Origin of the sequence: Citrobacter sp. MGH103, from assembly GCF_001034475.2 — a bacterium.
In the GTDB taxonomy this organism is placed as follows: domain Bacteria; phylum Pseudomonadota; class Gammaproteobacteria; order Enterobacterales; family Enterobacteriaceae; genus Citrobacter; species Citrobacter freundii.
In genome coordinates this window covers 4,395,778-4,413,563 of the sequence record NZ_CP073043.1, presented here as the reverse complement: position 1 = coordinate 4,413,563, position 17,786 = coordinate 4,395,778, and the positions used below count along the sequence as shown (strand labels likewise).

At 50.2% G+C, this 17,786-nt stretch carries 19 protein-coding genes and 2 pseudogenes; 12 read left to right on the top strand and 9 right to left on the bottom strand.

Features of this window, described 5'->3' with window-relative positions:
• Nucleotides 1–245 precede the first annotated feature (245 nt).
• From SK33_RS21355 to SK33_RS21345, 3 genes are all read left to right on the top strand, one after another.
• On the top strand, nucleotides 246–539 hold the full coding sequence (locus tag SK33_RS21355) for a co-chaperone GroES (RefSeq protein ID WP_000027827.1): 294 nt from the start codon (nucleotides 246–248) through the stop codon (nucleotides 537–539).
• Between the two features lie 43 nt (nucleotides 540–582).
• Nucleotides 583–2,229: a chaperonin GroEL gene (gene groL, locus SK33_RS21350; protein ID WP_003025464.1), complete on the top strand. Its 1,647-nt coding sequence runs from the start codon at nucleotides 583–585 to the stop codon at nucleotides 2,227–2,229.
• A 134-nt stretch (nucleotides 2,230–2,363) separates the two neighbouring features.
• Entirely contained in the window at nucleotides 2,364–2,717 is a 354-nt protein-coding gene (locus tag SK33_RS21345) for a DUF4156 domain-containing protein (protein WP_003025468.1), read from the top strand.
• A 179-nt stretch (nucleotides 2,718–2,896) separates the two neighbouring features.
• Here the strand turns inward: SK33_RS21345 and yjeJ are convergent, their stop codons facing one another.
• Together yjeJ and epmB are read right to left on the bottom strand one after the other, a co-directional pair.
• Nucleotides 2,897–3,760 carry a YjeJ family protein gene (gene yjeJ / locus SK33_RS21340; protein ID WP_048219882.1) on the bottom strand — a complete coding sequence of 288 codons (864 nt, stop codon included), beginning with the start codon at nucleotides 3,758–3,760 and terminating at the stop codon, nucleotides 2,897–2,899.
• Nucleotides 3,761–3,944: 184 nt separating this feature from the next.
• Nucleotides 3,945–4,973, bottom strand: coding sequence for an EF-P beta-lysylation protein EpmB (gene epmB / locus SK33_RS21335; RefSeq protein WP_048219881.1), 1,029 nt, complete (start codon nucleotides 4,971–4,973; stop codon nucleotides 3,945–3,947).
• A gap of 41 nt (nucleotides 4,974–5,014) precedes the next feature.
• On the opposite strand from epmB, the gene efp reads away from it, so the two are divergent.
• The 3 genes from efp to ecnB all read left to right on the top strand — a co-directional run bounded on the left by efp (nucleotide 5,015) and on the right by ecnB (nucleotide 6,027).
• Nucleotides 5,015–5,581 carry an elongation factor P gene (gene efp, locus SK33_RS21330; protein WP_003025478.1) on the top strand — a complete coding sequence of 189 codons (567 nt, stop codon included), beginning with the start codon at nucleotides 5,015–5,017 and terminating at the stop codon, nucleotides 5,579–5,581.
• Nucleotides 5,582–5,638: 57 nt separating this feature from the next.
• A complete protein-coding gene (gene ecnA / locus SK33_RS21325; RefSeq protein WP_003830568.1) occupies nucleotides 5,639–5,773 on the top strand; it encodes a lipoprotein antitoxin entericidin A in 135 nt (44 codons plus the stop codon).
• A 107-nt stretch (nucleotides 5,774–5,880) separates the two neighbouring features.
• On the top strand, nucleotides 5,881–6,027 hold the full coding sequence (gene ecnB, locus SK33_RS21320) for a lipoprotein toxin entericidin B (RefSeq protein WP_003025482.1): 147 nt from the start codon (nucleotides 5,881–5,883) through the stop codon (nucleotides 6,025–6,027).
• Nucleotides 6,028–6,057: 30 nt separating this feature from the next.
• Here ecnB and SK33_RS21315 read toward each other — a convergent pair whose 3' ends face one another.
• Nucleotides 6,058–6,657: a helix-turn-helix transcriptional regulator gene (locus tag SK33_RS21315; RefSeq protein ID WP_003025485.1), complete on the bottom strand. Its 600-nt coding sequence runs from the start codon at nucleotides 6,655–6,657 to the stop codon at nucleotides 6,058–6,060.
• 255 nt (nucleotides 6,658–6,912) lie between these two features.
• On the opposite strand from SK33_RS21315, the gene sugE reads away from it, so the two are divergent.
• Nucleotides 6,913–7,230, top strand: coding sequence for a quaternary ammonium compound efflux SMR transporter SugE (gene sugE / locus SK33_RS21310; RefSeq protein ID WP_000118520.1), 318 nt, complete (start codon nucleotides 6,913–6,915; stop codon nucleotides 7,228–7,230).
• On the opposite strand, the gene SK33_RS21305 is transcribed toward sugE, so the two are convergent.
• Both SK33_RS21305 and blaCMY read right to left on the bottom strand, forming a co-directional pair.
• Nucleotides 7,227–7,760, bottom strand: a complete 534-nt coding sequence (locus SK33_RS21305) for a lipocalin family protein (protein WP_003025522.1) — start codon at nucleotides 7,758–7,760, stop codon at nucleotides 7,227–7,229. The two genes, sugE and SK33_RS21305, sit on opposite strands and share 4 nt — an antisense overlap.
• Nucleotides 7,761–7,852: 92 nt before the next feature.
• Nucleotides 7,853–8,998 (bottom strand): annotated as a pseudogene (gene blaCMY, locus SK33_RS21300) (CMY-2 family class C beta-lactamase).
• Between the two features lie 131 nt (nucleotides 8,999–9,129).
• Between blaCMY and ampR the strand changes: the two are divergent.
• Nucleotides 9,130–10,005, top strand: a complete 876-nt coding sequence (ampR, locus tag SK33_RS21295) for a LysR family transcriptional regulator AmpR (RefSeq protein ID WP_003025533.1) — start codon at nucleotides 9,130–9,132, stop codon at nucleotides 10,003–10,005.
• Nucleotides 10,006–10,047: 42 nt separating this feature from the next.
• Here ampR and frdD read toward each other — a convergent pair whose 3' ends face one another.
• Genes frdD through frdA form a run of 4 tightly spaced genes read right to left on the bottom strand, consistent with a single transcriptional unit; the run spans nucleotide 10,048 to nucleotide 13,338 of the window.
• A complete protein-coding gene (frdD, locus tag SK33_RS21290) occupies nucleotides 10,048–10,404 on the bottom strand; it encodes a fumarate reductase subunit FrdD (protein ID WP_003025535.1) in 357 nt (118 codons plus the stop codon).
• Nucleotides 10,405–10,414: 10 nt separating this feature from the next.
• Nucleotides 10,415–10,810, bottom strand: a complete 396-nt coding sequence (gene frdC / locus SK33_RS21285; RefSeq protein ID WP_003025537.1) for a fumarate reductase subunit FrdC — start codon at nucleotides 10,808–10,810, stop codon at nucleotides 10,415–10,417.
• A gap of 10 nt (nucleotides 10,811–10,820) precedes the next feature.
• Nucleotides 10,821–11,555, bottom strand: coding sequence for a fumarate reductase iron-sulfur protein (frdB, locus tag SK33_RS21280; protein ID WP_003025540.1), 735 nt, complete (start codon nucleotides 11,553–11,555; stop codon nucleotides 10,821–10,823).
• Nucleotides 11,548–13,338 carry a fumarate reductase (quinol) flavoprotein subunit gene (gene frdA / locus SK33_RS21275; protein ID WP_003025543.1) on the bottom strand — a complete coding sequence of 597 codons (1,791 nt, stop codon included), beginning with the start codon at nucleotides 13,336–13,338 and terminating at the stop codon, nucleotides 11,548–11,550. The genes frdB and frdA overlap by 8 nt, the downstream gene beginning before the upstream one ends.
• A gap of 324 nt (nucleotides 13,339–13,662) precedes the next feature.
• Between frdA and epmA the strand changes: the two genes are divergently transcribed.
• From epmA to SK33_RS21255, 4 genes and pseudogenes are all read left to right on the top strand, one after another.
• Entirely contained in the window at nucleotides 13,663–14,640 is a 978-nt protein-coding gene (epmA, locus tag SK33_RS21270) for an elongation factor P--(R)-beta-lysine ligase (protein ID WP_003025546.1), read from the top strand.
• A gap of 214 nt (nucleotides 14,641–14,854) precedes the next feature.
• Entirely contained in the window at nucleotides 14,855–16,357 is a 1,503-nt protein-coding gene (gene yjeM, locus SK33_RS21265; RefSeq protein WP_003025549.1) for a glutamate/gamma-aminobutyrate family transporter YjeM, read from the top strand.
• Nucleotides 16,358–16,879: 522 nt separating this feature from the next.
• Nucleotides 16,880–17,429 (top strand): annotated as a pseudogene (locus tag SK33_RS21260) (hypothetical protein).
• The gene (locus SK33_RS21255; RefSeq protein ID WP_003025555.1) at nucleotides 17,430–17,744 is read left to right on the top strand and encodes a YjeO family protein; all 315 of its coding nucleotides are present in this window, start codon (nucleotides 17,430–17,432) and stop codon (nucleotides 17,742–17,744) included.
• The last annotated feature ends 42 nt before the right edge of the window (nucleotides 17,745–17,786 follow it).

Below are 17,786 nucleotides of genomic sequence, written 5' to 3'. Positions count from 1 at the left end.
GGCTACAACGCAGATTTTTGATGGTATCACAATCGGATTTGCTTATGACGACGTGACTGAAATCGTTATGGAATGTGAGGCAGGTCGGCATTTTGACGGGATTTTCTGCTGATAAAAAATTTTTTTCGCTTGCCCCCTTGAAGGCACAAAACCCCATCCCCATCTCTCTGGTCACTAGCCGGGAAACCGTTTACGGGCCGGCGTCACCCATAACTGATAAAGACTTTCTCAAAGGAGAGCTATCAATGAGTATTCGTCCGTTACATGATCGTGTGATCGTCAAACGTAAAGAAGTTGAATCCAAATCTGCTGGCGGCATCGTACTGACTGGTTCTGCAGCAGGTAAATCAACTCGTGGCGAAATCATCGCTGTCGGTAAGGGTCGCATCCTGGATAACGGTACCGTACAGCCGCTGGACGTGAAAGTCGGCGATATCGTTATTTTCAACGATGGCTACGGTGTTAAATCTGAGAAGATCGACAATGAAGAAGTGTTGATCATGTCTGAAAGCGACATCCTGGCAATTGTTGAAGCCTAATCCGCGAACGACACTGAACATACGAATTTAAGGGAAAGAGAAAATGGCAGCTAAAGACGTAAAATTCGGTAACGACGCTCGTGTGAAAATGCTGCGCGGCGTAAACGTACTGGCAGATGCAGTGAAAGTTACCCTCGGTCCAAAAGGCCGTAACGTAGTTCTGGATAAATCTTTCGGTGCACCGACCATCACTAAAGATGGTGTTTCCGTAGCACGTGAAATCGAACTGGAAGACAAGTTCGAAAACATGGGTGCGCAGATGGTGAAAGAAGTTGCCTCTAAAGCGAACGACGCTGCAGGTGACGGTACCACCACCGCAACCGTACTGGCTCAGTCCATCATCACTGAAGGTCTGAAAGCCGTTGCTGCGGGCATGAACCCGATGGATCTGAAACGTGGTATCGACAAAGCTGTCGCTGCTGCTGTTGAAGAACTGAAAGCACTGTCCGTACCGTGCTCCGACTCTAAAGCTATTGCTCAGGTTGGTACCATCTCCGCTAACTCCGACGAAACCGTAGGTAAACTGATCGCTGAAGCGATGGACAAAGTCGGTAAAGAAGGCGTGATCACCGTTGAAGACGGTACCGGTCTGCAGGACGAACTGGACGTGGTTGAAGGTATGCAGTTCGACCGTGGCTACCTGTCTCCTTACTTCATCAACAAGCCGGAAACTGGCGCAGTAGAACTGGAAAGCCCGTTCATCCTGCTGGCTGACAAGAAAATCTCCAACATCCGCGAAATGCTGCCGGTTCTGGAAGCTGTAGCGAAAGCAGGCAAACCGCTGCTGATCATCGCTGAAGATGTTGAAGGCGAAGCGCTGGCGACTCTGGTTGTTAACACCATGCGCGGTATCGTGAAAGTCGCTGCGGTTAAAGCACCTGGCTTCGGCGATCGTCGTAAAGCAATGCTGCAGGATATCGCTACCCTGACCGGTGGTACCGTTATCTCTGAAGAGATCGGTATGGAGCTGGAAAAAGCAACTCTGGAAGATCTGGGCCAGGCGAAACGCGTTGTTATCAACAAAGATACCACCACCATCATCGATGGCGTGGGCGACGAAGCTGCAATCCAGGGTCGCGTGACTCAGATTCGCCAGCAGATCGAAGAAGCAACTTCCGACTATGACCGTGAAAAACTGCAGGAGCGCGTAGCGAAACTGGCAGGCGGCGTTGCGGTTATCAAAGTTGGTGCTGCGACTGAAGTTGAAATGAAAGAGAAGAAAGCCCGCGTTGAAGATGCCCTGCACGCTACCCGTGCTGCGGTAGAAGAAGGCGTGGTTGCTGGTGGTGGCGTTGCGCTGATTCGCGTAGCGTCTAAAATTGCCGGCCTGAAAGGTCAGAACGAAGACCAGAACGTAGGTATCAAAGTTGCGCTGCGCGCAATGGAATCCCCACTGCGTCAAATCGTACTGAACTGCGGCGAAGAGCCGTCTGTAGTGGCTAACACCGTGAAAGCCGGTGACGGTAACTACGGTTACAACGCTGCAACTGAAGAATACGGCAACATGATCGACATGGGGATCCTGGATCCAACCAAAGTAACTCGTTCTGCTCTGCAGTACGCGGCTTCTGTTGCGGGTCTGATGATCACCACCGAGTGCATGGTAACCGACCTGCCGAAAGGCGATGCACCTGACTTAGGTGCTGCTGGTGGTATGGGCGGCATGGGTGGAATGGGCGGCATGATGTAATCATGTTGTTCTGAACCTCTCAGAATTGAGAAACCCCTGGGCAGAAATGTCCGGGGGTTTTTCTTTTGGTCATCTTTTTAGTATATGATTCAGCTACGGACATAACGTCCAACTAATTGATCATGGGGAATGACATGCACGTGAAATATTTAGCAGGGATCGTTGGTGCCGCGCTACTGATGGCGGGTTGTAGCTCCAGCAACGAACTGAGTTCAGCCGGGCAAAGCGTACGCTTTGTCGAAGACAAGCCTGGCGCAGAGTGCCAACTGATAGGCACGGCAACCGGTAAGCAAAGCAACTGGCTTTCTGGCCAGCACGGCGAAGAGGGCGGCTCAATGCGTGGCGCAGCAAACGATCTGCGTAACCAGGCTGCGGCAATGGGCGGTAATGTGATTTATGGCGTCAGCAGCCCATCGCAGGGAATGCTGTCCAGCTTTGTTCCTACCGCCAGTGAGATGATTGGACAGGTTTATAAGTGCCCTAACTGATTACACTTCATCCTTCAACCAGCCTCTTTGTTGGATGCGCTGTGAAACCCCAGTCACATAGTTATCTATGCTCCTGGGGATTTTCTTCGCTTGCCGCCGCGATGCAGATTGAATGATTTTGTGTAATAAAGTGGCCTGGACAGACTCATGCAATCGTAGGCCTGATAAGCGCAGCGCCATCAGGCATTCTGAGTCTTATGTGCAGACTGAACGCGTAAATGATGCAGCGCGCGCAGGCACTGATCCTGATTGAGTTTTTGCGTCTTATCACCCGTCAACGTTCTGATAAACACCTGGCACGGTACACCGGCAAGTTTTTTCAGCCGTGGGCTGAAATCGAGCAGACGGCGAGTAATGGCTTCGGCCTCTTTGCTGCCGGAAGCGGCGCGAGTTTTTACTACCGAACCACAGAAATGGGCTTTTCCTTTATCATCCGTATAGCGGTAAATAATCGCCAGATAATGATTAAACAGGTTATGTTTCCATTCGGGTTGTGTATAAGAGTCGTATTCCAGATTGTCGTTTTGCTGGCAATCCACATCGTACAGCGGCAGGAAATCCAGCAGCGATGTAATTCGTAGCGCTAAATCCCGCATGCCAGCATTATTTATTGCATGAATAATTGCATGCGCCAACACCTGAATTTGTAATTCATTAACCAGTAATTCATCTGTTTTCCCGTCATGCAACGTCAGAGAAAATGCTAAGTTCTCCCCTTTATCATCCACTAACGTCAGTGAATTTATGCGACGGTTAATATCCGCATTCTTTAACTCATCTTCCTGAATTAACGGAATGTTTTCGTGCATCTTTTTGCTGGCTTTGTCACGTTCTTTTTCATATTGCAAACGTGCGTCTTCGCTAAGTTGGTGCTTCATATAGAGCCTGCTCTCGAGCGCGATAAGCAGATCTCTTAGCCCAAGCGGAGAGAGAAAAAACAGCGACTCTTTATTTCTTGGTTCTTTAATCTTCAATGCCAAGGCAACAAATTCATTCTTTTGACGAATAACGCCGGTATTAACACCCTTAATACTTATAGCCATCAAAGGTTCTCCCTAACCATATATTTATTGAAAATCTAGATTTGACTTGATTTATATTTTTTGCAAATAACTAATTGCGCGCTGCGAGTTAAAATAGCACATATTAAAAGTGCGGCTCCACCTGCAGGGATATTAAATAATCGTGATCGATAGCGAGTGTCCGGAATCGGACACTCAATAATGGTTATTGTTGGCGTAACTGCAGGTCCAACGGCGTTTTACTTGGCTCTCCGCCAATTTCACGCGCCAGTTTGGGGACCATGTAACCGGAAACCAGTGTCAGCAGTTCACGCATAATGTGACGTGCTTCATCATCGCTGACCATAAAGTGGGCGGCACCCTGTACTTTATCCAGCACGTGCAGGTAATAGGGCATCACACCGGCATCAAATAGTGCGTTGCTAAGGTTAGCCAGGGTTTGTGCGTTATCGTTCACGCCACGCAGCAATACGCTTTGGTTGAGTAGCGTAATGCCCGCGGCGCGCAGACTACTCATCGCCTGGCGAAACGTCTCATCAACTTCATTGGCATGGTTAATGTGATTGACCAGCAGAATCTGCAGAGAGGAGCGCGCAAAACGTTCGACCAGTCCTTCGGTAATGCGCGCAGGGATCACTATCGGCAAACGGCTGTGAATACGCAGGCGTTTAATGTGCGGAATGGCTTCCAGTTGCGTGAGCAACCAGTCCAGTTCGTGGTCTTTGGCCATTAACGGATCGCCACCAGAGAAGATGATTTCATCCAGCTCAGGATGCGCGGTAATGTAGTCGAGAGCGACCTGCCAGTTGCGCTTATTGCCTTGGTTTTCGGCATATGGGAAGTGTCGACGGAAGCAATAGCGACAATTCACCGCACAACCGCCTTTGACCAGCAACAGTGCCCGATTGCGATATTTATGCAGCAGACCGGGAACCACACTGTGCTGTTCTTCCAGCGGGTCGGTTGAGTAGCCTGGCGCGGCAACAAACTCTTCCTGGGAGGTAAGTACCTGACGCAAAAGCGGATCGTCCGGGTTACCTTTCTGCATGCGGGCAATAAACGCGCGCGGCACGCGCAGGGCGAAAAGCCGTCTCGCATCGCGTCCGGCCAACAGTTTTTCATCTGCGTCTATATTCAAAAGATGCAGAAGTTCATCGGGATCGGTCACAACATCGGCAAGTTGCGATAACCAATCTTCTCTGGATGGGGTATTTAGGGTTACAATATGCGCCATTTTGTGGCTTAGCTACCAGTTAACAATTTTCAGAGGGCCTTATGGCAACGTACTATAGCAACGATTTTCGTGCTGGTCTTAAAATCATGTTGGACGGCGAACCTTATGCGGTTGAAGCCAGCGAATTCGTTAAACCAGGTAAAGGCCAGGCGTTTGCGCGCGTTAAGCTGCGTCGCCTGCTGACCGGTACTCGCGTAGAGAAAACCTTCAAGTCTACTGACTCCGCTGAAGGCGCAGACGTAGCCGACATGAACCTGACTTTCCTGTATAGCGACGGTGAGTTCTGGCACTTTATGAATAACACCACTTTCGAACAGCTGGCTGCTGACGAGAAAGCGGTAGGCGATAACGCTAAATGGCTGCTGGACCAGGCTGAATGTATCGTGACCCTGTGGAACGGTCAGCCGATCTCCGTAACTCCGCCGAACTTCGTTGAGCTGGAAGTTGTTGAAACCGACCCAGGTCTGAAAGGCGATACAGCTGGTACTGGCGGCAAACCGGCTACCCTGTCTACCGGCGCAGTCGTTAAAGTTCCGCTGTTCGTACAGATCGGCGAAGTGATCAAAGTGGATACCCGCTCCGGCGAATACGTTTCTCGCGTAAAATAAGTCTTCCATTTGATCTTATGGCGCAGGTTGCTGCGCCATACTTTTTCCAGGGCAGGAATGATGAAACGTCTTCTCGGTCTTGTAATGCTACTCCTTTTCACCAGCACCCTCCTGACGGGATGCAATACCGCGCGCGGCTTCGGTGAAGACATCAAACATCTTGGCAATTCAATCTCTCACGCTGCCAGCTAATCCTTTCATATAGTCTTAAAAACGATTGTTTATCCATCACACTCCCAGATCTTGTCTATTATTAAGTAGCTATACACAAACAATATTGGCTAGAAAAGGAAGACGTTATGGTTAAGAAGACAATTGCTGCGATCTTTTCTGTGTTGGTACTTTCTTCCGTTTTAACCGCGTGTAATACCACACGAGGCGTAGGACAGGATATTTCTGAAGGCGGTAGCGCCATTTCTGGTGCAGCGACAAAAGCTCAGCAATAATGAAGAACGGTACGACGTCGTGTCGTACCGTTAATCTCCCTTCCCTGGGAGTGACAGAAACGGCGAGAAGCGGTTCCCCAGGTGCAGTTTCATACGGATATTCCGCTTATAGGTGTAGACCGTTTTGCCATGAATGCTGAGTGCGGCGGCAATGGCATTGTTACTCACACCATCCATCCACATTGATAATACTTTCTCCTCCTGCGGCGTAAGCAAAGGCGTGGCGTTTTTGGGTATTTCTAATGCGGGGCGAACCTGAAGTGCTTCCTGAATTGTGTGGGAGAGTGTGTTCAGCGTGGTGTGCTTGGTCAAGACCGAATGGGCGACGGATTGAGAGGGCGCGATGGGGGCATGCTGTCTATCTGCTGATTGCAGTAAAATCAGTGGGATGACGCCACAACTCATAAAAAAAGGGTTAATTGGCGGACTGGAGTGCGTCTCGCTAATAAAACTGTATAAATCCGCGATCACCAGATGCGGTTTCCATTGCAAAATATGCTCTTTTGCTAACAGGAGATTATTGATTCCTGATACCAGAAATGAAGAGCTGAACCTGCCAGAATGATTAAGCAAGGCCTCTATCCCTGTGCGGGTAAAGTGGCACCGGTCAATCACTAAAATTTTAAGCATAAACGTTTCGCATTCAGAAGAGGGGCAATCGACTTTCCGTTTCAGAAAGCCCTTCATCATAGAGAACTCCGATGAGTGCCAAATGCGGGAACTACGCCGCTAATTATGCTTAATTCTTGCTTTTAGCAGGCAATGAATAAAAAGGTTGAAATTCATTTTCTTCCGGGCAAAAATGCCATTTCACACATCAGCTTTGTAGGACGACCTGCAAACGCTTCTTTCACCGGGGACGGCCCCATTGTTCTGGAGCCTGATATGTCCTGGATCGTTTTATTAATTGCAGGTTTGCTCGAAGTCGTCTGGGCGATTGGCCTGAAATATACCCACGGTTTTACGCGTCTTACGCCAAGCATTATCACTATTGCGGCGATGATCGTTAGTATTGCCATGCTCTCCTGGGCAATGCGCACATTACCTGTAGGAACCGCTTATGCGGTCTGGACCGGCATTGGCGCTGTCGGGGCGGCCATTACAGGGATTTTGCTGCTGGGTGAATCTGCCAGCCCGGCGCGTTTGCTGAGCCTTGGGCTGATCGTTGCTGGCATTATTGGTCTGAAGCTGAGCACTCACTAAGCGCCAGGCTGTTTCACCCAAATCAGCTTATTCACCTCAAACCCTTCCCGGGTCGCGATGGCTAACATTTGCTGTTTCATTTCATCTGAAATAGTTGGGGTCCGTGAAAGGATCCACAGGTAGTCGCGATCCGGACCGCAAACCAGCGCGTGACGATATTCCCGGTCGAGTGCAATTACGTTATACCCACCATAGAAGGGGCCGAAGAATGATACTTTAAGCGCGGCCGTGCTTGGGTCGCCGGTGAAATAGGCTTTCCCTTCCGTTTTCTGCCACATCTCCCTGTCAGGGTTATAGCCCTTGTTAATAACGTTGATGCCGCCGTCGTCGCGCAAGCTGTACGTTGCGGTCACTTTATCCAACCCGCGCTCGAAACGATGGTCGAAGCGCGCAATTTCATACCATGTTCCCAGATAGCGTTTGGCATCAAAGTTATTCACCACGGTAACGCCTTTCGGCGGTGTTGGGGAGCTGCAAGCGACAACCAGGAATGCAGCCGTAACTGCAGCAACGACGGGCAGAATGCGCATAGTGTTTTCCTTACTGTTTTTTGTTAAGTGTAGATGACAGCAGGGAAAAAAGAGCAAGAAAGGAGGTCCGATTTACCGGACCCCTCTGTCAGTTATTGCAGTTTTTCAAGAATGCGCCAGGCCGCCTCGACGCGAGCCGGGTTGGGGTAGCTTTTGTTTGCCAACATTACGATGCCAAGGTTTTTTTCTGGAACGAAGGCAACGTAGCTGCCAAATCCGCCTGTGGATCCTGTTTTATGCACCCATGAGGCTTTCACGGCAGGTGCTGGCGGGTTTACCTCAACGGCGGGAAGCGCTGCCAATGCCACTTTGCTGTCGCTGCCGTTGATGATCGAATCAGCTTTCAGCGGCCAGTTCAGCATCTCCCAGCCTAATCCCTGGTACATATCACCAATACGCTAGTAGCGAGACTGCGCAAGCTCAATGCCCTGCTGGAGCGTTTTCTCCTGAACGTGGCTGGCGTCCATGTTGGCCTGAACCCAGCGGGCCATATCGATAACGCTGGATTTCACGCCATAGGCTTCGGCGTCAAGTTGTCCCGGAGAAACGTGTACAGGCTTCCCTTCGCGATAGCCCCAGGCATAATTTTTTTGTTCGCTTTGCGGAACCGTAATCCAGGTATGCGCCAGTTTTAATGGTTGCAGGACGCGTCTGGTCATTGCCTCTTCGTAGCTCATACCTGAAGGTTTTACCACCAGCGCACCAAACAGACCAATGCTGGAGTTAGCGTAAAGACGCTTAGCGCCCGGAGTCCATTGTGGTTGCCAGTTTTGATAAAAGCGCAGTAATTCGGCTTTATCCGTAACGTCATCGGGGATCTGCAGCGGCAGGCCACCCGCTGTATAGGTGGCTAAGTGCAGCAGGCTGATACCCCGCCACTGTTTGCCTGTCAGTTCTGGCCAGTATTTCGTGACCGGATCGCTGAGCTTAATTTCGCCGCGGGCGATAGCGTCGCCGCCCAACACGCCGTTAAACGTCTTACTGACCGACCCTAGCTCAAACAGCGTTTGCTGCGTGACTGGGTGGTTATTGGCGATATCGGCTTTACCCCAGGTAAAGTAATAAGGTTTCCCCTCGTAGATAATCGCCACGGCCATACCCGGAATAGCCTGCTCCTGCATCAGTGGTGTGATGGTGCGGTTAACGATATCGGCAATTTGTTGTTCTGTTTTTGCGGCAGCAAACGTGGAGAAAGAGGCTGTCAGCAGCAGTGCGCAGCATATCGATTTTTTCATCATGAAATCAGTTCCGTAATTAAAAGCAAAAGGGTGTCCGGGCCCGTCAGACGCAATCAGTGTGTTTGATTTGCACCGTGTTGACAAACGGTTAAATTTAGCAGCAGATATAAGTTTTTCTAACAGGCCGGATGATGACGCGTAGCTATATCCCTCTTAACTCGCTGCGGGCTTTTGAAGCCGCGGCCAGACATCTCAGCTTTACCCGCGCTGCGATTGAGCTCAACGTGACGCATTCTGCCATCAGCCAGCATGTAAAATCGCTGGAGCAGCAGCTGAACTGTCAGCTATTTGTGCGCGGTTCTCGTGGATTAATGTTGACGACTGAAGGGGAAAGTCTGTTACCTGTACTTAATGACTCCTTCGATCGTATGGCGGGGATGTTGGATCGTTTTGCCACTAAACAGACCCAGGAAAAACTTAAAATTGGCGTAGTGGGAACCTTTGCTATCGGCTGTCTTTTCCCGCTTCTGAGCGATTTTAAGCGCAGTTACCCACATATTGATTTGCATATTTCTACCCATAATAATCGCGTGGATCCCGCCGCCGAAGGGCTGGATTATACCATTCGCTACGGTGGGGGAGCCTGGCACGATACCGATGCGCAATATTTATGTAGCGCGCTGATGTCTCCACTGTGTTCGCCAACATTGGCTTCGCAGATTCAAACGCCTGCGGACATCCTGAAATTTCCGTTATTACGATCGTATCGGCGAGATGAATGGGCGCTTTGGATGCAGGCGGCCGGAGAGGCGCCTCCGTCACCGACGCACAATGTGATGGTGTTTGATTCGTCCGTCACCATGCTGGAAGCCGCTCAGGCGGGGATCGGTGTGGCAATTGCGCCAGTCAGAATGTTCACGCATTTACTCAGCAGTGAACGTATCGTTCAGCCGTTTTTAACGCAGATTGATTTGGGAAGCTACTGGATAACGCGTTTGCAATCTCGCCCGGAGACGCCCGCGATGCGTGAATTTTCCCGTTGGTTGACCGGGGTGCTGCACAAATAAAAAAGGCCCGCCAATGGCGGGCCTGATAATTAACGCATGTACTTAGATGGTCAGAATACCAATCGCCGTTACAACGGTCAGGATAGCTGCCAGTCCGTAGAATACCCATTTGCCAGCCGGCACGTGGATTTTCAGGTCATGCATCGCGTGGTGCATACGGTGTAAACCACACCACAGCGGCAGAACGATCATCAGGAACAGAAACGCACGTCCGATGAAGCTCTGAGCGAATGCCAGTACGCGTTCATAGCTGAAAGCATCAGGAACAAAGCCCAGCGGCAGCATAATGCCTACCAGCAGGATCATTACCGGCGCAATGATTGCGCTCCACATACCGCCTGCACCAAACAGGCCCCAGAATACGGGTTCGTCAGAGCGTTTTGGATTTGGATTAATCATTCCGGACTCCTTACCAGAACAGGGCAACAAACAGTATGACTACTGTAGCAACCACAGTGACTGCCCAGAGACCTTTGATGATCGGCTCTGGCCCCATTTTTTCGTCTTTTACGATGATGTTGGCTGCTTTTGGTGCCAGCTCAAACCAGGTTTTGGTATGCAGCAGCGCTGCTGCCAGGGCGATAATGTTAAGGATTACCACTACCGGGTTTTGTAAAAAGGCGACAAAGCCCATCCAGGACTCTGCACCATGCTTGAGTGCAAACAGGCCGATAATCAGTTCAATGCTGAACCAGACTGCCGGGACTGCCGTGCCTTCACGCAGCATGTAAAAACGATAAAATGGCAGCTTTTTCCACCAGGTGGACGTCATTGGCCGCACATAGGCTTTACGTTTAGTCGTCATCGTGCACTCCTTAGCGTGGTTTCAGGGTAGCGATAAGAAAGTCTTTTGAACTTTCAACTTTACCCTGCTGAATGGCTGCAGCCGGATCGACGTGTTTCGGGCAGACTTCGGAGCAGTAGCCCACGAAAGTACAGGTCCAGACGCCGTTCGGGCTGTTCAATTGAGCCATACGCTCCTTCTTACCGTGGTCGCGGCTATCTTCGTTGTAACGATGCGCCAGCGTAATCGCAGCCGGTCCAATGAACTCAGGGTTCAGGCCGAACTGCGGGCACGCGGCGTAGCACAGACCACAGTTGATGCAACCGGAGAACTGATGATACTTCGCCATCTGCGCCGGAGTCTGGGTATTTGGACCCTGATCCGGTGTACGCGGGTTACCGATGATGTACGGTTTGATCGCTTCCAGGCTTTCGATAAAGTGCGTCATGTCGACGACCAGATCGCGCTCAATCGGGAAGTTACCCAGCGCTTCAACCTTCATGCCGTTTGTGTAATCACGCAGGAAGGTTTTGCACGCCAGTTTCGGTACATTGTTGACCATCATGCCGCAGGAGCCGCAGATTGCCATACGGCAGGACCAGCGGTAGCTCAGGTCCGGTGCCAGGTTATCCTTGATGTAGCCCAGCGCGTCCAGCAGTGACGTGGTTTCATCATAAGGAACTTCGTAGAAAGCACTGTGCGGCGCGGTATCGGTTTCCGGGTTATAGCGCACCACCTCAACTTTCAGGTTTTTCATCTCAGCCATTCGCCTTCTCCTTCTTATCGGCTGCTTCCGCTTCGCCACCGTAAACACGTTTAGCCGGTGGCAGAGTGGTGATTTTCACGTCGCTGTATTCCAGGCGAGTCGTCCCGTCAGCATCGCGGAAGGCGAGGGTGTGTTTGAGGAAGTTCACGTCGTCACGCTCGGTGCAGCCTTCATCCAGACGCTGGTGCGCGCCGCGGGATTCTTTACGTGCCAGAGCGGAGTGCGCCATACATTCAGCAACGTTCAGACCGTGACCCAGTTCGATGGTGTACAGCAGGTCGGTGTTGAAGACGCTGGAAGTATCAGTGATACGTACGCGCTTGAAGCGCTCCTGCAGTTCCGCCAGCTTATCAACGGTTTTCTGCATCAGTTCCGGCGTACGGTAGATACCGCAACCTTCTTCCATGGAAATACCCATTTCGTCACGGATCTTAGACCAGTTTTCGTTACCTTCCTGGTTAACCAGATCTTTCAAGCGTTTTTCAACGCCAGCAACCTGTGCATCCAGAGCAGCACTGTTTGCAGCGCCAGCCGTTGCAGCGCGTTCCGCAGCTTGTTCACCGGCCATACGACCGAAGACCACCAGTTCCGCCAGAGAGTTGGAGCCCAGACGGTTAGCGCCATGCAGACCAACAGAGGAACATTCGCCGACAGCGAACAGACCTTTAATGCGGGTTTCACAGTGCTGATCGGTTTCGATACCGCCCATGGTGTAATGTGCTGTCGGACGTACCGGGATCGGTTCTTTAACCGGATCGACACCCACATAGGCTTTCGCCAGTTCGCAGATGAACGGTAAACGTTCGAGCAGTTTTTTCTCGCCGAGGTGACGCAGGTCCAGGTGAACCACATCGCCACGCGGAGTGGAAATGGTGTTGCCTTTGCGCCATTCGTGCCAGAAAGCCTGAGAAACCTTGTCGCGCGGACCGAGTTCCATGTATTTGTTTTTCGGCTCGCCCAGCGGGGTTTCCGGACCCATGCCGTAGTCTTGCAGATAACGGTAGCCGTTTTTGTTGACCAGGATACCGCCTTCACCACGGCAACCTTCTGTCATCAGGATACCGGAGCCAGGCAGACCCGTCGGGTGATATTGAACGAATTCCATATCACGCAGCGGAACGCCGTGGCTCAGCGCCATGCCCATACCGTCGCCGGTTACGATGCCGCCGTTGGTATTGTAACGGTAAACACGACCAGCGCCGCCCGTTGCCATTACGACTGCGTTAGCACGGATCTGCACCAGCGTGCCTTCCATCATGTTCATGGCAACCAGGCCGCGGGCATGACCCTCGTCCACCAGGATATCCAGAACGAAGTGTTCGTCAAAGCGCTGAATCTGCGGGAACTGCAAAGATGTTTGGAACAGCGTATGCAACATGTGGAAGCCGGTTTTATCTGCGGCAAACCAGGTACGCTCGATTTTCATGCCGCCGAAGCGACGTACGTTGACGCTACCGTCTTCACGACGGCTCCATGGGCAGCCCCATTGTTCCAGTTGCGTCATTTCAGTTGGGCAGTGGTGGACAAAGTAATCCACGACATCCTGCTCACATAGCCAGTCTCCGCCTGCTACCGTATCGTGAAAATGGTAGTCAAAGCTGTCATGATCCTGCGCGACAGCAGCAGAGCCGCCTTCGGCAGCAACGGTATGGCTGCGCATTGGGTACACTTTTGAGATCAGTGCGATTTTAGCGTTGGGATTTGCTTGTGCGGCAGCAATTGCAGCACGTAATCCCGCGCCACCGGCGCCTATAATGGCAAGATCGGCTTGAAAGGTTTGCACGACATTCCTCCAGATTGTTGTTATTTCATCCCCGCCTGAAATCAGATGCTTCATCGGCTTCAAACAGGTTATGAACGCGTTTCCACTGCTCCTTTATAGGTACAATAGTATAGTCTTAGGGATGTGCGGGAAATTTGACGTGTTCGATTTTTTTAGCGTGTCACAGGGGGGAATTATCATTGAATTTGATTAATTTAATTACTAAACCACCCTATGTCGCTTTTTTTATCCAATTGCCAGTGCTGATTACTGCTGCCTGAAATTTGTCTCGTTAGCGCGATACGAGTAGACTTCGTGCCCTTGTCTTAAATCGGAGAAACAACCATGAGCGAAACGGCAACCTGGCAGCCGAGCGCGTCCATCCCCAATCTGTTAAAACGTGCAGCAATTATAGCGGAGATTCGCCGCTTTTTTGCCGATCGTGGCGTGCTTGAGGTTGAGACCCCTTGTATGAGTCAGGCAACGGTAACGGACATCCATCTGTTCCCGTTCGAAACGCGTTTCGTTGGCCCTGGACACTCCCAGGGGATGAATCTCTATTTAATGACCAGCCCTGAATACCATATGAAGCGCCTGCTGGTGGCAGGGTGCGGCCCGGTGTATCAACTGTGCCGCAGCTTCCGTAATGAAGAGATGGGGCGCCATCATAACCCTGAATTCACTATGCTTGAGTGGTATCGTCCGCACTACGATATGTATCGCCTGATGAATGAAGTGGATGATTTGCTTCAGCAGGTGCTGGACTGTTCGCCTGCGGAAAGCCTCTCTTACCAGCAAGCCTTTCAGCGTCATCTGGAGATAGACCCGCTGTCTGCGGATAAAGCCCAGCTGCGGGAAGTGGCGGCGAAATTGGATCTCAGCAATATCGCCGATACCGAAGAAGACCGGGACACCTTACTGCAGCTGCTGTTTACGATGGGCGTTGAGCCGCATATTGGTAAAGACAAACCGACGTTTGTGTATCATTTCCCGGCCAGCCAGGCATCACTGGCGCAAATCAGTACCGAAGATCACCGCGTGGCTGAACGTTTCGAGGTTTATTACAAAGGTATTGAGCTGGCAAATGGTTTCCATGAATTGACCGACGCGCGCGAGCAGCAGCAGCGGTTTGAACAGGATAACCGCAAACGTGCCGCACGAGGCTTACCGCAGCAACCTATCGATACCAACCTGCTGGAAGCGCTGAAAGTAGGCATGCCGGATTGCTCAGGCGTGGCGCTGGGTGTTGACCGTCTGGTGATGCTGGCGCTGGGCGCAGAGAGCCTGGCCGAGGTTATCGCATTTACCGTCGATCGCGCATAACTTACTCTTCCGCAATACAAAGTGGCGGCTTAATCGCCACTTTGTAGCATATTTTTTCATTTCCCCTCTAATAGCCACAATTTATACTTGGATATTTGATATCGTTTAGGTATCAATTCTGTGTTGATTTTTTTATCGCTGAACTCTGCAAAGAGAGCAGTGCCAACCGGTGAGCGGCGTTTGTTAAACGCTTGCCAGAGTAAGGGATGGTTTAATGACCCAAACAATAAAAAAGATGAGCCTGCCAGGTCTCATTCTCATGATATTTACGTCAGTTTTCGGTTTTGCTAATAGCCCCTCCGCATTCTATTTAATGGGGTATAGTGCAATACCGTGGTATATATTTTCTGCATTATTATTCTTTATTCCATTTGCTTTAATGATGGCGGAAATGGGTTCTGCCTATCGGAAAGAAGAGGGTGGAATCTATTCGTGGATGAATAATAGCGTTGGACCGCGCTATGCCTTTATCGGCACGTTTATGTGGTTTTCTTCTTATGTGATATGGATGGTAAGTACTGCGGCGAAAGTCTGGGTACCTTTTTCAACCTTCTTGTTTGGCGCAGACATGACGCAGCACTGGCGTATTGCAGGGCTTGAGCCTACGCAGGTTGTCGGGCTGCTCGCCGTCGGCTGGATGATCCTGGTGACCTGCGTGGCATCCCGGGGTATTAATAAGATTGCGCGTATTACGGCAGTAGGCGGAATTGCCGTAATGTGTCTTAATTTAGTTCTGTTGTTAGTGAGTGTCGCTATTTTGTTATTAACTGGTGGCCACTTTGCACAGGATATTAATTTCATCTCCTCACCTAATCCCGGATATCAGTCCGGGCTGGCAATGTTGTCATTTGTTGTGTTTGCCATTTTTGCTTATGGCGGAATTGAAGCTGTAGGGGGACTGGTTGATAAAACAGAAAAACCAGAAAAGAACTTTGCTAAAGGCATTGTTTTTGCCGCTATTGTCATTTCTGTTGGTTATTCACTGGCCATCTTTTTATGGGGCGTTAGCACCAACTGGCAGCAGGTATTAAGCAATAGCTCGGTCAACCTCGGCAATATTACTTATATCCTGATGAAGAGCCTCGGGATGACGTTGGGTAATGCGCTGCATCTTTCCCCTGAGACCGCGATGGTGATGGGTGTATGGTTTGCACGTATTACCGGGCTTTCCATGTTCCTTGCCTATACCGGCGCTTTTTTCACCCTCAGCTACTCACCGCTGAAAGCGATTATTCAGGGCACGCCGAAGGCGTTGTGGCCCGCGCCGATGACCAAACTGAATGCCGTAGGGATGCCGACGACGGCAATGTGGTTACAGTGCCTGCTGGTGAGCCTGTTTATCCTGTTGGTTTCATTTGGTGGCGATACGGCGTCAGCGTTCTATAACAAACTGACGCTGATGGCGAACGTCTCCATGACGCTGCCGTATCTGTTCCTGGCACTGGCGTTTCCGTTCTTTAAAGCCCGTCCGGGTCTGGAAAGACCGTTTGTGGTCTTTAAAACCCGAGCGGCGACGCTGCTGGCAACGGGTGTGGTCGTTCTGGTGGTGACGTTTGCCAACGTGTTCACCATCATCCAGCCGGTAATTGAAGCCGGGGACTGGAACAGTGCCTTGTGGATGACCGGCGGCCCGATCTTCTTCTCGCTGCTGGCGATGGCGATTTATCAGAACTACAGCCGCCGCGTTGACCGTCAGCCGGTTCTGGTGACAGAGTAAATTGGGCCGTGTAGGCCGGATAAGGCAATGCCGCCATCCGGCAATCAGTATCGAATTGCCTGATGGCGCTACGCTTATCAGGCCTACAAGACCCACACTGTAGCCCGGCCTAACGCAGTGACGCCGGGATTTCCCGGTGCGAGTGTTAGCGACGTTATTACTCATACACATCGTCCATAAATAATATGGTATTTATGGACGATAGATTAGTGTTGTAATTATTTTTTAGATAAATGCTATTTACTGTGAATTATATCTTTAATCAATTGCTTTAAATGTTTTTGATATTTTATGTTTCTGTTTCTCGCTTAATGTAGTATCCAGTGGTTTACTTATCTTTTAAGCTAAGGACAGTGACATGCGTGATTCGGTTATTTCTGTAAGGTCGACAGCTATGGTTTTCCACATTGGAATGGTGTGGATTTTCTTCGTTGGAAAACTCTTCCAACAAATTGGCGTTTTGATACAGGGACTGCACATTTATGGATATATAAAACAGCATGGTTAGTTTATCATAGAAATATGCTAAAAAAATCGGCTGAGGAAGCCCAAATCCCTCTATTGTTGTTGGCTGGTGTCGCTGCAGCAGAGGTGGGGGGGGACGCCAGAAAGATTTAAGTCAGTGGGTGTATTACAAGTCAGACAAATTCTGGAAACTATCTCGCGAAGGGAGGATAAGGCCTTATCTAATGCTACTTCAGTTGGTTCTATCGCAATACAGCTGGGTGTGGCCGCTAGCACGATGGGCATCAGGCCCGATAAGTTGACCTCTTTTGAGCAGTTTCAGCTATCGAATTGTCTACTGGATAATCGCTTTAATATTCGGGTTGTCGCGTTTCATTTGCGCGATCTTATTATGTTAAGTTACCCTGGGAAAGATACTGCTCATCTTACCGATGAGCAAATTATTATTATTGGCTCAAGATATAATCGTGGTACCCAACGAGAAATTCAAAGCATTACTGATTCTATTTCTGCTCCGGTTGGTACTAAACAGCGTGAATACAGTGAGTATGGGCGGCGAATTATTGAGAAAAAGACAGCAATAATGGAAATTATGCGAGGAGGATGAATGAATTCGAAAGCCATATCGCTGAATGTTATCTGGGGAACAGTAAGTTTCGTTCTGATTATTATTTTCTCTACCCAGGATAAAGAGTGGTTTATCGATGGGCTGGGGGTTAATAATATTTGTGACCTGATGACCTATGTTGAAAGTGATGATATCCGTGATGCTGGTATTATCTTCACGCTCCCGCTTTTTATTCCCTATATCTATGTCATTGCATACAGGAAGCAGCGTAGTTTCTGGCAGTTACTGACGGTGACGGTATTGGTTTGCTTTTGGCTATGGCGCTTCTTCCTGCGATACCAGTTCTGCCTGTAATCCAATAGTCTGGTAGCCCGGCCTAATGTAGTGACGCCGGGA

Excerpts from the sequence above, each read along its gene's own strand:
- frdB (WP_003025540.1), bottom strand. The coding sequence starts at position 11,555 with ATGGCTGAGATGAAAAACCTGAAAGTTGAGGTGGTGCGCTATAACCCG.
- SK33_RS21345 (WP_003025468.1), top strand. The coding sequence starts at position 2,364 with ATGCACGTGAAATATTTAGCAGGGATCGTTGGTGCCGCGCTACTGATG.
- SK33_RS21315 (WP_003025485.1), bottom strand. The coding sequence starts at position 6,657 with ATGCTTAAAATTTTAGTGATTGACCGGTGCCACTTTACCCGCACAGGG.
- SK33_RS21255 (WP_003025555.1), top strand. The coding sequence starts at position 17,430 with ATGAATTCGAAAGCCATATCGCTGAATGTTATCTGGGGAACAGTAAGT.
- ampR (WP_003025533.1), top strand. The coding sequence starts at position 9,130 with ATGACGCGTAGCTATATCCCTCTTAACTCGCTGCGGGCTTTTGAAGCC.
- groL (WP_003025464.1), top strand. The coding sequence starts at position 583 with ATGGCAGCTAAAGACGTAAAATTCGGTAACGACGCTCGTGTGAAAATG.
- ecnB (WP_003025482.1), top strand. The coding sequence starts at position 5,881 with ATGGTTAAGAAGACAATTGCTGCGATCTTTTCTGTGTTGGTACTTTCT.
- yjeM (WP_003025549.1), top strand. The coding sequence starts at position 14,855 with ATGACCCAAACAATAAAAAAGATGAGCCTGCCAGGTCTCATTCTCATG.
- efp (WP_003025478.1), top strand. The coding sequence starts at position 5,015 with ATGGCAACGTACTATAGCAACGATTTTCGTGCTGGTCTTAAAATCATG.
- SK33_RS21355 (WP_000027827.1), top strand. The coding sequence starts at position 246 with ATGAGTATTCGTCCGTTACATGATCGTGTGATCGTCAAACGTAAAGAA.
- yjeJ (WP_048219882.1), bottom strand. The coding sequence starts at position 3,760 with ATGGCTATAAGTATTAAGGGTGTTAATACCGGCGTTATTCGTCAAAAG.
- ecnA (WP_003830568.1), top strand. The coding sequence starts at position 5,639 with ATGATGAAACGTCTTCTCGGTCTTGTAATGCTACTCCTTTTCACCAGC.
- frdD (WP_003025535.1), bottom strand. The coding sequence starts at position 10,404 with ATGATTAATCCAAATCCAAAACGCTCTGACGAACCCGTATTCTGGGGC.
- epmB (WP_048219881.1), bottom strand. The coding sequence starts at position 4,973 with ATGGCGCATATTGTAACCCTAAATACCCCATCCAGAGAAGATTGGTTA.
- SK33_RS21305 (WP_003025522.1), bottom strand. The coding sequence starts at position 7,760 with ATGCGCATTCTGCCCGTCGTTGCTGCAGTTACGGCTGCATTCCTGGTT.
- frdC (WP_003025537.1), bottom strand. The coding sequence starts at position 10,810 with ATGACGACTAAACGTAAAGCCTATGTGCGGCCAATGACGTCCACCTGG.
- epmA (WP_003025546.1), top strand. The coding sequence starts at position 13,663 with ATGAGCGAAACGGCAACCTGGCAGCCGAGCGCGTCCATCCCCAATCTG.
- sugE (WP_000118520.1), top strand. The coding sequence starts at position 6,913 with ATGTCCTGGATCGTTTTATTAATTGCAGGTTTGCTCGAAGTCGTCTGG.